Genomic DNA, 12,355 nt, shown 5'->3' with positions numbered 1-12,355 from the left:
GTTAGCTTAACGTGCCACCTTCAAGACCAAGCGCAACCTCAAGATCGGCCAAGGCCTGCTCGCTGGAGGAAACCTTGATCGCCGCCATGCCGAGCGCCGCGGCCGGTTTGCAGTTGATCCCGAGGTCGTCGAGATAGGCGCAGCGGTCGGGCGTCACGCCCAGCGCGTCGCAAGCCAGGCGATAGATTGCCGGATCGGGCTTGCGGATGCCGACTTTCGAGCTTTCGACGACATGGTCGAACCGCGCCATGATCGCCGCGATCGCCTCGGCCTTGTCCGCGGTCGAGGACATCTGGGCGCCATGGCCGGCGGGAACGTTGTTGGTGATGCAGCCAATGCGATAGCCGTTCGCCTTCAGCCAATCGACCGCATCAACCATGTCGGCACGAATGTCGCCGGACAGCAATGCGAGTACATCGCTCCCCGGAAGCTCATGACCAAATGCGCGCGCCTCTTCCGCAAACAGCGAATCGAACCGGTCGGAGTCGATCTCGGCGCGCTCGAACAGCGCCCAGGCATTGGCGTCGGGATTGGCCGAATTGATCCGACGGACGAGATTGTGCGGCAGGCCGCGTTCGGCCTCCATCCGGTTGAATGCTTCGAACGGCGAGGAGGTGATCACCCCGCCGAAGTCGAAGATCACGGTATCGCGCGTCATGGTTCGATGAGCAGACCAATGCGCGGATCGACATTGCCGGCGACTGCGTCGCGATAGGCGGCAAGCGCAGCCTCGGCGCCCGAGCGGCGATCGATCGCGGTCAGCCGCTTGGCGATCGGCATGAAGTCCAGCCATGCATCTTCGCTTTGCCGGCGCAAGCCGTGCGCGCCCCAATCCGCCGAGCGCTTCTTCATCCTGCCCGGCGCGAAGAAACCGATCGGACGCGGCCCCGGCAGCGGGGCGCCACCGCGTTCGGAATCCCAATGCGTGATGCCGACGACCATGTCGACCGCCAGCGCGTCGCCGAAGCGTTCGTGCACCGCACGCGTCGCCGCCGGATTACCGGCGAAGTCGACCAACGCGACTTTCCCTTCAGCCGCGATCGCGTCGATCGCGCCATAGTCGACGACCTGGTCGTACAATCCGGTATCGGTGGTAAAGGCGGCGCTGCGCGACGAGGCGAGCGCGACCAGTCGCGGGCCATGTCCGCGCGCCTTCATCACGTGCGCGAAGGCCAACGCGGTCTTACTCGAAGCGCCGCTGACGATGACGGTGCCGGCGCCGAAATCGTCTTCGTCCTCGAATTGATCCGCGATCAGCCAGCCGGTCAGGAACAAAGGACGATAGACCGGCCACCAATCGTGATCGGCCTCACGGTGATCGCCCAACGCCTTGAGCCGCGAATATTGGTTATAGGCGCCCGGCAACGATTTGCGGCGCGGCGTCACCTCGGTGAATCCGGTGCCGCGGATCTGCTCGGCGGCGAGCACCGCGTGGCTGGCGAGCGGCCAATAGCCGTAGAAGCGGTCGCCTACCGAGATACCCTCGGCCGCCGATCGCGTCGCCGTCGCGAACCCCCAGACCGGCAACCGGCCCGGCTCGTCGCGCGGGGAGAAAAAGTCCCAATAGCCCGCATCGGGCCCGAGGAACGGGGTTTTCTGACCCAGGGCGGCATAGGTGATGTTGTTGGCGGTCAGCGCGACCAGATCGATCGCGAATTCGGCTTCGCCCGGCCCAGGTGCGCGGTCGGGCAAATCGGCGACATTGGCCTGCGTGATGTCGTCGCGCGCGATCTCGATTTGCCAGCGGCCCATGATAGTCTCCTGCGTCAAACCGACATGGGTCCGCGTCGCGCTATGTCGCCCCGCACGCTCGAATCCGCAACCTGCAATCCCGCCGCCTCCAGCGCCGCGCGTTGGTCGGTGCCGCGCGTGGTCAGCATGATCTGCTCGACCATCACCGATCGCGCGAACAGCGGGGTCGCAAAGACATGGTCGATCCACGCGGCGGTGCGCGGCCAGCGTGCGGCATCGGGCGTCCAGCCGGCGAGCGCTGCGTTGCGAAAGAAGCTGGCGAAGGTCAGGTCGATCATCGACAGATCGTCGAATACGAAGCCGCCGACCGGCGCCTGGGGCTCGAGCCAATCCATGATTTCGGGGAGATCGCGCGTGATGACGGCGGCGACCGCGTCCTCGTCAGTCTCCTGCTTCCACACGCGCGGCTTGACGTTGCGCTGGAAGAACAGCTTCCAGATCATCACGTCGCCCAAGCGGCTATCGGCGAATTCCTCCAGCCAGCGGGCTCGAGCTCGCAGGGCGGGATCGGCCGGATAAAGCGGCTTCTCGGGATAGCGATCGTCGAGATATTCGCAGATCACGGTCGAATCCGGGATCACCAGATCGCCGTCGATCAGCACCGGAATACGCCTGAGCGGATTGAGCCGGGTGAATTCGTCGCCGCCGAAAAACGGCACGATCGGGTCGATCTCATAGTCGATGCCCTTATGGTCGAGCGCCAGAAAGACCTTGCGCGCATAAGGGGAGACGTGGTTGCCGATGATGCGGATCATGCTGCTCATCCGTTATAGTTGAGCTTGAGGCCCGGGCGCGGCCAGCGGAGCTTGGCGAGGCGCCCGGTTCCTGACAGACAGATATAGGCATCCATCATGTCGTCCCCGCCCCAACAAATGTTGGTGGTGAAGATGTCGTCGGTGGCGACGAACTCGACCAATTCGCCGTCGGGCGAAACTACCGAAATGCCGCATTCGCCGATCGTCGCGACGCAGATATTGCCGCACTCCTCGACACCGAGCGAGTCGAAGAATTTGTACCCGGCGGGGCGATAGAGCGGGATGCCGGGGCCGCCCGGACCGGCGCTGCCGTCGACCTTGCCCGGGGCGATGACGTTGAACGCCATCAACCGGCAGGTGTAGGTTTCCGCCGCGTACAGACGCTTGCCATCAGGCGACAGGCCGACGCCATTGGGGTTCTGGCTGGGGAAGATCACTTCCTCGAGATGGCTGCCATCGACCTTGCCGTAGAAGATGCCGACGATGTCATGGCAGCGCTTCTCGTAATCGACCTTGCCATGATCGGTGAACCAGAAGCCGCCTTCGCCATCGAACACGATGTCGTTGGGGCCGCGCAGCACGCAGCCGAAATCGCCCGATTTGTAGAGAATTTCCACGCTGCCGGTAGCGATGTCGATCCGCTCGATCCGCCCGCCCGAATAGTCGCGGGCGATGCCGTGCGGCGCGAGCATGCCTTTATTCTCGATATAGTCGAAGCCGCCATTGTTGCAGCAATAGAGCTTGCCGTCCGGGCCGATCGCCAGCCCGTTGGGGCCACCGCCAGGTTCGGCCACCGTCTCCTTCGAGCCGTCGGAGCGGACCCGCGTGATGCGGCCGGCGGCGATCTCGACCAAGATGACGCTGCCATCGGCCATCGCCACCGGGCCTTCCGGAAAACGCAATCCGTCGGCGACGATCTCCATGCCCCACTCCCGCTCGTCATGGCCGGGTTCATACCCGGTCTTCGAAACGGTCATGCCGCGTCCCGCGGGCGAAAGGAAGATGGTTTTGGATGGAGTTTTAGCCCTCTCCCGCGTGCGGGAGAGGGTTGGGTGAGGGTCTTCCTTCTTCTTTTTCGCCCCGTCTGCTTGGAAGAAGTAAGAAGACCCTCTCCCTCCCACCGCCTTCGGCGGCGCCCCCCCCCTCTCCCGCACGCGGGAGAGGGGGTATCACCGCACCAATCAGAACCGTTCGCCGACCAGTTCCTCGCTCTTCGCCCAGAGCGCCTTGGCGTGCTCGGCGTCGAGTGCGTAGGCGCGCACGCCGCCACGAATGCCTTCGCCTTCCTGTAGTTCCGCGACGTGGCAATCCTCGCAATATTTCCCGCCGATTTCGGCCGGATCGGCGACGATCGCGGCCCAGACCGAGGTGGCTGCGCCTTGCGGAATGGTCTTGAGCTCGAAAGCCGGTGCGCCCGCCTTGGCCGCGGTTTCGTTGATCGAAGCGACCAAGGCGGCCAACTGGCCTTCGTCCATATGGCGGCTGAGCTCGGTCTGGATGCCGCCCGGATGAACCGCCGTCGCACGGACGCCGCGATCGCGATGGCGCCGGTCGAATTCGACCGCGAACAGGACATTGGCGGTCTTCGACCGGCCATAGCCGATCCAGGGTTCGTACGGCGTGTGCTCGAAATTGGGATCGTCGAGGTCGACGTCCGAATAGCGATGCCCGGCCGAGGACAGATTCACCAGGCGCCCGCCATCCTTGAGCAGCGGCGCGATGCGGTTGATCAGCACGAAATGGCCGAGATGGTTGGTGCCGAACTGGGTTTCGAAGCCGTCGGCGGTGTGTCCGAACGGCGGGACCATGACGCCGGCATTGGCGATGATCACGTCGAACGGGCGGCCATCGGCGTTGAGCGCGTCGGCACAAGCGCGGACGCTGGCGAGCGAGGCAAGGTCGAGCTCGACGATCGAAAAGGCGCCCTTGCCCGCTTCCGCCGCGGCGCGGACCTCCGCCGTCGCGCGTTCCGCTTTGGCGACATCGCGCGCGGCACCGACGACTTCCGCGCCATGCGCGACCAGCGCGCGCGCCGTCTCCACGCCAAGCCCGGCCGAAACGCCGGTGACCAGGATGCGCTTGCCCGTCAGATCAACGCCAGCGAGCACATCCTCGGTAGTCGATTTCTCGCCGAATTGGATCGTCATCATCATTCTCCATGAATGTCGGAAAGAGGGCCCGGAGCGATCGCCATGCGCCCTCGCCGCCTATTTGGGCGCGGAGGTCGCCACCGCGGAGCCCGATCGTCTCGATCGCTTGCCCAATCCTATCAGCGGCGCACGATTTCAGGTCGGAAGCGCTTGCGCTTCCCGTCGCCGCGACCACCTTCGCTATCATGCAGGACAAACTCGACGAGATGAGCCGGCGCGTCATGCGCCACACGCAAGGCGTGGCATTCGTCACGGCGATCCCACGAGTCGGGATTGGTGTGGTCGATCAACCGAGCAAGCCAATGCCGACCGTGTACGAACCAATGATCTGCCTGGTGCTGCAGGGCGCCAAGCAGGTGATGATCGGCGACCGCATTCTGCACTACGACCCGGCATGCACCTTCATCGCCTCGCTCGAATTGCCGGTGTCCGGCTGCGTGATCGAGGCGTCGCCCGACAAGCCCTATATCGCCGCCAGCCTGACGATCGATCGCGCGATCCTGGCCGATCTGCTCGCGACCATGCCTTCCTCTCCCGAAGGGCAAACCGCCGGCTTCGCGGTGACGCCGGTCACGCCCGATTTGCTCGACGCCTGGGCGCAATTGCTGGCCTTATTCGACGCGCCGCAGGACATTCCGGTGCTGGCGCCTTTGCGCGAGCGCGAAATCCTCTATCGCTTGCTGCAGGGGCCAGACGGCGGATTGCTGCGCCAGATCGCGCGCGAGGACAGCCAATTGTCGCGTGTGCGACGAGCAATCCACTGGATCCAGGCGCATTTCGACCAGGCGATGCGGATCGAAGGGCTGGCCGAGATTGCAGGAATGAGCGTCCCGTCGTTCCACCGCCACTTCAAGGCGGCGACGGCGATGAGCCCGCTACAATATCAAAAGACGCTCAGGCTGCATGCGGCGCGGCGGATGCTGGTCGCGAGCAACGATGCCAGCCGCACGGCTTATTCGGTCGGCTATGAAAGCGCGTCTCAGTTCAGCCGCGAATATACCCGCATGTTCGGCGCGCCGCCGTCGCGCGACGCCGAGCGGCTGCGCGGCCTGCAGGTAGCGGATCTCGCGGAAGCGGCAGGCTTGGCGTGAACGAGGAAGTCCGAAGCCCCTCTCCCGCCTGCGGGAGAGGGCGGGGCCCGCCGCCGGAGGCGGTGGGAGGGTGAAGGTCTTCTTTTTTCTTCTTGGACCATAGCTGCTGGGAAGAAGAAAGAAGACCCTCACCCAACCCTCTCCCGCGCGCGGGAGAGGGCTTTTGGTCGCGACACACGAATAGGGGGCCGCGCGGTACCGCACGGCCCCCACGTCAGCGCGGTGAGCGCTGCAAGCCGGACAGCGACTAGATGTCGTCGCCCAGCGCGCCCTTCACCTTGCCGACGAACTGTTGGCCTTTACCTTTCAATTCCTGGCCGGCGCCTTCGGCCTCCAATTCATCATCCCGGCGCGTGCGGTTGGGGTCGTCGGCGTCGCCGGCCATCGCCTGCTTCACCTTGCCCACCGCCTCGTTGACATTGCCTTTGATCTTGTCGGTCAGCTCACCCATCGGTTGTTCCTCTCCATTCGCGACAGCGGATCGCCGGCGCGTTGAAATTACGGAAATAGAACGGTTTGAGGGGCCCAGAGTTCCTAAGGAGCAACCCGTTTCAGGAAGGCGAGCACCGCCTGCCAATTATCGTCGGCGCCGCCCGGATTCTTGGCGGCGATCAATGTCGACGACCCGTGCACGCCCGCTTTGGGAATGAATTGCTGCCGATCGGTGCTCTTGGTGGCCGACAGGATCGCCTTCGCTTCCTGCTCCTCTACGAGCGTGTTGGCCGAGGTGACGAAGACCGGCACAGTGATCTTGGCCGCGGCCTGTTCGACCATCTTCTTGTCTTCGAAATATTCGCCCGGCGAGAAAGCGAGCACACCCTTCACGCTGCCTTCTGCCGACTTGGACGCCGCAACCAGGAATACCAGGCTGGCCGAATAGCTCGATCCCCACAGCAGGATCGGCTTGCCCTGCGCCTTGTCCTTGGCCCAGGCGAGCGCCGCCTCGAGATCGGGAAGCGCGCCAAGATAGTCGGTCTTGCCCTTATATCCGGCCATCGTCTGATTGTTGCCGTAGAGCCCGCCGCCGACGCGCTGGTCGATCGCCAAAGCGGCAAAGCCGGCGCGCTGAAGCTGCGGCGCGATCGAGACATATTCGTCCTTCGACGATCCCGCCTGATGGAACAGCAGGATCAACGCGCGTGCATTGCTGGCCGGATAATAAGTGCCATAGACGGCGACGCCGTCGGGTGCGGTGAGCGTCACGGCCTGGGGCGCATGGTCCTTCACCGCGGCGCTTTCGTTGATCAATGCATCGGCATTGTCGGTCTTGGATTGGGAGTGGCAGGCAGCGAGCGCGACGAGCGCGGTGATTGGCAGCAAACGGCGCATCGAGCCTCCTTGGATCAGATCAATCCGGCAAGCGGACTGGAGGGATCGGCATAACGCCGCTTGCCCATCCGGCCGGCGAGATAGGCCAAACGCCCGCTCTCGACCGCAAGTTTCATTGCGCGTGCCATCATCACCGGGTCCTTGGCCTCGGCGATCGCCGTGTTCATCAGCACGCCATCGCAACCGAGTTCCATTGCCACCGCCGAATCGGACGCGGTGCCGACCCCGGCATCGACCAGCACCGGTACCTTGGCGCCTTCGACGATCAGGCGGATCGTGACCTGGTTCTGGATGCCGAGGCCTGAGCCGATCGGCGCGCCAAGCGGCATGATGGCGACCGCACCGACATCCTCCAGCCGCTTCGCCGCGATTGGATCGTCGACGCAATAGACCATCGGCTTGAAGCCTTCCTTGGCGAGGATCTCGGTCGCCCTGAGCGTCTCGACCATGTCGGGATAGAGCGTCCGCGCCTCGCCCAGCACTTCGAGCTTGACCAGATCCCAGCCGCCCGCCTCGCGCGCCAGCCGCAGGGTACGGATCGCATCCTCCGCAGTGAAGCAGCCCGCGGTGTTGGGCAGGTAGGTGATCTTTTTCGGATCGATATAGTCGGTCAGCATCGGCGCCTTGGGGTCGCTGACGTTGACCCGGCGCACCGCGACGGTGACGATCTCCGCCCCCGACGCTTCGAGCGCGGCGGCGTTCTGCGCGAAATCCTTATATTTGCCGGTGCCGACGATCAGCCGCGAGCGGAAGGTCTTGCCGGCCACGGTCCAGGTATCTTCCTTCACCGCGGAAGCGTGGTCGCCACCGCCAACGAAATGGACGATTTCGATCTCGTCGCCATCCTCGACGATGACCTGGTTGAGAGTCGAGCGCGGCACGACCTCCAAATTGCGTTCGACCGCGACCTTCTCGGCGAGGAGGCCGAGCTCCTCGGCAAGTTGGGCGAGCGTGAGCCCGGCAAAGACGCGGCGATGCTCGCCATTGACGCGGATCGAGACGGTTCCGTCGGTGTGCATGGTATTCATGGCAAATCGCGATATAGGGGCGCGACCGATAGCGCCACAACCGAAAGGGCAAGGGTGACCGAAACGATCCTGGTGCTGAACGGCCCCAACCTCAATCTGCTCGGGACGCGCGAGCCGGAGATCTATGGGGCCGACACGCTCGACGACATCGCGGCGAGACTGGAAGAGCGCGCGAGGGAACTCAATCTCGAGATCGACATGCGCCAGTCGAATCACGAAGGGCATCTGATCACCTGGATGCACGAGGCGCAGGGATCGGACGTGAAGGCGATCCTGCTCAACGCGGGGGCGCTGACGCATACCAGCGTGGCGCTGTACGACGCGATCAAGGGCATCAAAGTGCCTGTGATCGAGGTGCATTTGTCGAACCCGCTGACGCGCGAAGAATTCCGCCACCAGAGCTTTGTCGGCCGTGCCGCGCGCGGAACCGTTTCCGGGTTCGGCGCACTTTCGTATATGCTTGCGCTTGAAGCCGCCGCCCGACTCTGACAGAGGGCGCGCCTTTGAGTCAGCCTCAACAGGGCGAAGAAGGGTCGAATGGCAGACAATAACAATGACGGGGGCATGCGAGTCGATGTCGAGCTGGTCCGCCAGCTCGCGTCTCTGCTCGACGAAACCAATCTTACCGAGATCGAGGTCGAGGATAATGACCGCCGCATCCGCGTCGCGCGTCAGGTGCATGCCGCGCCGGCGGTGCACTATGCGGCACCGGCGGCCGTCGCGGCTCCCGCTGCGCCGGGGGGTGCTCCCGTAGCGGCTGCCGATCCGGCACCCGCTGCAATCAGCGCCAACGCGGTCAAGTCGCCGATGGTCGGCACTGTCTATCTGGCGGCGAACCCCGAAGCGAAGCCGTTCATTGCGGTGGGGCAGAAGGTCGCCGCGGGCGACACGCTGGTGATCATCGAAGCGATGAAAGTGATGAACCCGATCATCGCGACGGCCGCCGGCACGGTATCGGCGATCCTGATCGAAAACGGCCAGCCGGTCGAGTTCGACCAGGCGCTCGTCGTGGTCGAGTAAGAAGTTTCTTGCCGATGTGCCGCTCCGGCCCGCTCCCCCACCCGGCCTCCCATATGATGCTGCCGTTGGGAGGCCGGGTGGGGGAGCGGGCCGGCACCGCCTAGGAAAACGACCGATGCCCGAAATCAAGAAACTGCTGATCGCCAATCGCGGCGAGATCGCGCTGCGTATCCATCGCGCGTGCCATGAAATGGGGATCAAGACGGTTGCGGTGCATTCGACCGCCGATTCCGATGCTATGCACGTGCGGCTGGCCGACGAGGCGATCTGTATCGGTCCGCCCTCGGCGACCGAATCGTACCTCAACATCCCCAACATCATCTCGGCGGCCGAGATCAGCCATGCTGATGCGATCCACCCCGGCTATGGCTTTCTGAGCGAGAATGCGCGTTTCGCCGAGATCGTCGAGGCGCACGGCATCATCTTCGTCGGGCCCAAGCCCGAGCATATCCGCACGATGGGCGACAAGATCGAGGCGAAGCGCACCGCCGGCGCGCTCGGCCTGCCGCTGGTGCCCGGCTCGGACGGCGCGATCAGCGATATCACGGAAGCCAAGAAGATCGCCGAGGCGGCGGGCTATCCGGTGATCATCAAGGCCGCATCGGGTGGCGGCGGGCGCGGCATGAAGGTCGTCAATTCGCCCGAAGAGCTCGAAACCCAGATGCAGCAGGCTGGGAGCGAGGCCAAGGCCGCGTTCGGCGACGCCACCGTCTATCTCGAAAAGTATCTCGGCAATCCGCGCCACATCGAATTCCAGGTGTTCGGCGACGGCAATGGCAATGCCATCCATCTCGGCGAGCGCGATTGCTCGCTGCAGCGCCGCCACCAGAAGGTGCTGGAGGAAGCGCCCTCCCCGGTCATCACGCCCGAAGAGCGCGAGCGGATGGGCGGGATCGTCGCCAAAGCGATGGCCGACATGGCCTATCGCGGCGCGGGCACGATCGAATTCCTGTGGGAAGACGGCGAGTTCTACTTCATCGAGATGAACACCCGCCTGCAGGTCGAGCATCCGGTGACCGAGGCAATCACTGGCCTCGATCTGGTCCGCGAACAGATTCGCGTTGCGGAGGGCCATGGCCTGACACTGCGCCAGGAAGACGTGCAGTTTCGCGGCCACGCGATCGAATGCCGCATCAACGCCGAGGATCCGCGAACCTTCGCGCCCTCGCCGGGCCTGGTGAAGCAATATCACGCGCCTGGGGGCATGAACGTCCGCGTCGATAGCGGGCTCTATGCCGGCTATCGCGTGCCGCCTTATTACGATTCGATGATCGCCAAGCTGATCGTCTATGGCACGACCCGTCAGGGCGCGATCCGCCGCTTGCGCCGCGCGCTCGAGGAATTCGTGATCGAGGGGATGAAGACCACCATTCCGCTCCATCAAGCGCTGATCGAGGACCCCGAATTCCTGCAGGGGCAGTATACGATCAAGTGGCTCGAGGAATGGTTGGACAGGCAGGGAGCATGATGAAGCGCCGGGGGGCTGCCGCATTGCTGATCTCGTGGGCGCTGGCCGCAGCGCTCGCCCCGGCAGCCGCAGAGGCGAAGCGCTTCGCAATCGCCTGCGCCGGCACGCTCAATATAGACGAGCGCGCGCTCGGCGGTCTTCCTAGGACCGAGACCCAGAAGGCCGACCAGGTCTTCGTGATCGACGAGGAGGCCCGCCGCGTCGCGCACCTCCTGACCGGTCCCCCGGCGAAGCTGGAGGACATGTGCGTGTCGCGCGACGCCGCCTGTTATTCGGCTTTTTCCGACACGCTGATCGTCGCGGACACCGGCAAGTTCGCGATGGGAGCTCTCACGGGCTCGCAGAGCTTTCGGTACGACCGGGCGGCGAACCATGTCGACATGATGGTGGCGATGGAACGTCCGGACCATCGCACCCTGCGCATGACCTTTTCGATGATGTGCCAACCGACCGGCGTTCCCGATCTGGGCTATTGACGGGCAACGCCGATTCTCAACGGGGAGAATTGAGTGATGAAGAAAGCCATCGTCATCTTAACGCTCGCGGTGATCGCCGCGGCGCCCGTCTCCCCCGTCACCTCGCTGGCCGGACGCTATTCGAAGCATTTCCAGAACGGGATGGTCGACGGGTCGAAATTCTGGTCCGACGACGTGGTCGAGATCGTTCCGGTCGACGCGGGCCACGCCTTTTTTCGCGCCGAGCTCGCTTTCTACAACGGCCATAGCTGCTCGATCGCCGGTGTCGCCAAGGCGGCCGGCGGCAAGCTCGTCTATAGTGAGAAGCAGCCGAGCTATGACGGCGGACCGACCTGTCATCTGACCATCACGACCAAGGGCAAGAGCCTGTTGCTCGACGACGGCGACGGCAGTTGCCAATCCTATTGCGGCGCGCGCGGTTCGCTCAGCGGATTCGACTTGATCCCGCTCTCATCGAAACGGCCGATCAGCTATATGGCGCGGCTCAAAGGGTCGAGCGAATATAAGGGCGCGATCGACGCCTGGAAATCGGGCAAGACCGACTGAAGCCTAAGCCCTCTCCCGCATGCGGGAGAGGGCTTAAATCGCGGAGGGGGGACTCATATGTTCATCGGTCACTACGCGCCGGCCTTCGCGGCCGCGACATCGCCCAAATCGCCGCGGCTCGGCGCGCTGTTCGTCGCCGCGCAACTGGTCGACATCGCCTTTTTCAGCTTCCTGATCCTGGGCGTCGAAAAGATGCGGATGCTGCCCGGCGCGACCGTGATGAACGGCATGGACCTGTACGACATGCCCTGGACGCACAGTCTGGCCGGAGCGATCGGCTGGGGCGTGCTGTTCGCGGTTGCGGTGAAAGCGCTGCGCGGTAGCTGGACCGCGGGCCTGATCGGTGGCGCGGTGGTGGTGTCGCACTGGCTGATCGATCTGCTGGTCCATCGCCCCGACCTCACGCTGGCAGGAAGCGCGCCCAAACTCGGCCTCGGCTTGTGGAACCATCCCTGGATCGAAATCCCGCTGGAGCTCGTCTTCGCGTTCGGGGGATTGTGGTTCTTCGTCAGCCGGACGCGGGCGATCGGCGCAATGGGCAAATGGTCGCCCTGGGCCCTCGCCATCGGCATGGCGGTGCTCCAGGCGGTCAACTGGACCACGCCGCAGCCGAGTGAAGCGGGCCCTGCCCCCGCTTCAACCGGCTGGCTCGGGCTGTTCGCTTATGCTGTGCTCGCCATGCTCGCCTGGTGGGTGGCGCGGACGCGGCGTTTGGCGTAGCCCCTTCCCAAATCGGGGAG

Annotated in this window: 16 protein-coding genes; 7 read left to right on the top strand and 9 right to left on the bottom strand. The window is 64.4% G+C overall.

Going from position 1 to position 12,355, the window contains the following annotated elements:
• Position 1 precedes the first annotated feature (1 nt).
• The 6 genes from AC1DSD_RS05280 to AC1DSD_RS05255 all read right to left on the bottom strand — a co-directional run bounded on the left by AC1DSD_RS05280 (position 2) and on the right by AC1DSD_RS05255 (position 4,947).
• Positions 2-658 (bottom strand): HAD-IA family hydrolase, encoded by a 657-nt coding sequence (locus AC1DSD_RS05280; protein ID WP_478028865.1) that lies wholly within the window; start codon positions 656-658, stop codon positions 2-4.
• Positions 655-1,752, bottom strand: a complete 1,098-nt coding sequence (locus tag AC1DSD_RS05275; protein ID WP_478028864.1) for a DUF2855 family protein — start codon at positions 1,750-1,752, stop codon at positions 655-657. Before AC1DSD_RS05275 ends, AC1DSD_RS05280 begins: the two co-directional genes overlap by 4 nt.
• Before the next feature lie 14 nt (positions 1,753-1,766).
• A complete protein-coding gene (locus AC1DSD_RS05270) occupies positions 1,767-2,507 on the bottom strand; it encodes a glutathione S-transferase family protein (protein WP_478028863.1) in 741 nt (246 codons plus the stop codon).
• A 5-nt stretch (positions 2,508-2,512) separates the two neighbouring features.
• Complete coding sequence (locus tag AC1DSD_RS05265) at positions 2,513-3,430, bottom strand: SMP-30/gluconolactonase/LRE family protein (protein WP_478029023.1); 918 nt, start codon at positions 3,428-3,430, stop codon at positions 2,513-2,515.
• 258 nt (positions 3,431-3,688) lie between these two features.
• Positions 3,689-4,654 carry an SDR family NAD(P)-dependent oxidoreductase gene (locus AC1DSD_RS05260; RefSeq protein WP_478028862.1) on the bottom strand — a complete coding sequence of 322 codons (966 nt, stop codon included), beginning with the start codon at positions 4,652-4,654 and terminating at the stop codon, positions 3,689-3,691.
• Between the two features lie 122 nt (positions 4,655-4,776).
• On the bottom strand, positions 4,777-4,947 hold the full coding sequence (locus AC1DSD_RS05255; protein ID WP_478028861.1) for a hypothetical protein: 171 nt from the start codon (positions 4,945-4,947) through the stop codon (positions 4,777-4,779).
• A 12-nt stretch (positions 4,948-4,959) separates the two neighbouring features.
• On the opposite strand from AC1DSD_RS05255, the gene AC1DSD_RS05250 reads away from it, so the two are divergent.
• Positions 4,960-5,748 carry an AraC family transcriptional regulator gene (locus AC1DSD_RS05250; RefSeq protein WP_478028860.1) on the top strand — a complete coding sequence of 263 codons (789 nt, stop codon included), beginning with the start codon at positions 4,960-4,962 and terminating at the stop codon, positions 5,746-5,748.
• A 247-nt stretch (positions 5,749-5,995) separates the two neighbouring features.
• On the opposite strand, the gene AC1DSD_RS05245 is transcribed toward AC1DSD_RS05250, so the two are convergent.
• The 3 genes from AC1DSD_RS05245 to thiS form a co-directional block, all read right to left on the bottom strand.
• Positions 5,996-6,199, bottom strand: coding sequence for a CsbD family protein (locus tag AC1DSD_RS05245; RefSeq protein ID WP_478028859.1), 204 nt, complete (start codon positions 6,197-6,199; stop codon positions 5,996-5,998).
• 83 nt (positions 6,200-6,282) lie between these two features.
• A complete protein-coding gene (locus AC1DSD_RS05240; protein ID WP_478028858.1) occupies positions 6,283-7,077 on the bottom strand; it encodes an alpha/beta hydrolase in 795 nt (264 codons plus the stop codon).
• Positions 7,078-7,091: 14 nt separating this feature from the next.
• Positions 7,092-8,096, bottom strand: coding sequence for a sulfur carrier protein ThiS (gene thiS, locus AC1DSD_RS05235; RefSeq protein WP_478029022.1), 1,005 nt, complete (start codon positions 8,094-8,096; stop codon positions 7,092-7,094).
• Positions 8,097-8,159: 63 nt separating this feature from the next.
• Between thiS and aroQ the strand changes: the two genes are divergently transcribed.
• The 6 genes from aroQ (at position 8,160) to AC1DSD_RS05205 (ending at position 12,335) form a co-directional block, all read left to right on the top strand.
• The gene (aroQ, locus tag AC1DSD_RS05230) at positions 8,160-8,594 is read left to right on the top strand and encodes a type II 3-dehydroquinate dehydratase (RefSeq protein WP_478028857.1); all 435 of its coding nucleotides are present in this window, start codon (positions 8,160-8,162) and stop codon (positions 8,592-8,594) included.
• 48 nt (positions 8,595-8,642) lie between these two features.
• Positions 8,643-9,125 carry an acetyl-CoA carboxylase biotin carboxyl carrier protein gene (gene accB / locus AC1DSD_RS05225; protein WP_478028856.1) on the top strand — a complete coding sequence of 161 codons (483 nt, stop codon included), beginning with the start codon at positions 8,643-8,645 and terminating at the stop codon, positions 9,123-9,125.
• Between the two features lie 115 nt (positions 9,126-9,240).
• Positions 9,241-10,593, top strand: a complete 1,353-nt coding sequence (accC, locus tag AC1DSD_RS05220) for an acetyl-CoA carboxylase biotin carboxylase subunit (RefSeq protein WP_478028855.1) — start codon at positions 9,241-9,243, stop codon at positions 10,591-10,593.
• Positions 10,593-11,069: a hypothetical protein gene (locus AC1DSD_RS05215; RefSeq protein WP_478028854.1), complete on the top strand. Its 477-nt coding sequence runs from the start codon at positions 10,593-10,595 to the stop codon at positions 11,067-11,069. Before accC ends, AC1DSD_RS05215 begins: the two co-directional genes overlap by 1 nt.
• 33 nt (positions 11,070-11,102) lie before the next feature.
• Positions 11,103-11,615, top strand: a complete 513-nt coding sequence (locus tag AC1DSD_RS05210; RefSeq protein WP_478028853.1) for a hypothetical protein — start codon at positions 11,103-11,105, stop codon at positions 11,613-11,615.
• Positions 11,616-11,672: 57 nt separating this feature from the next.
• Complete coding sequence (locus tag AC1DSD_RS05205) at positions 11,673-12,335, top strand: hypothetical protein (protein WP_478028852.1); 663 nt, start codon at positions 11,673-11,675, stop codon at positions 12,333-12,335.
• Positions 12,336-12,355: the final 20 nt, after the last annotated feature.

It is taken from the genome of Sphingomonas sp. P4_D12 (genome assembly GCF_056401895.1).
Note: the sequence above shows the minus strand (reverse complement) of the source record. Positions and strands in the feature narration are given on the sequence as shown.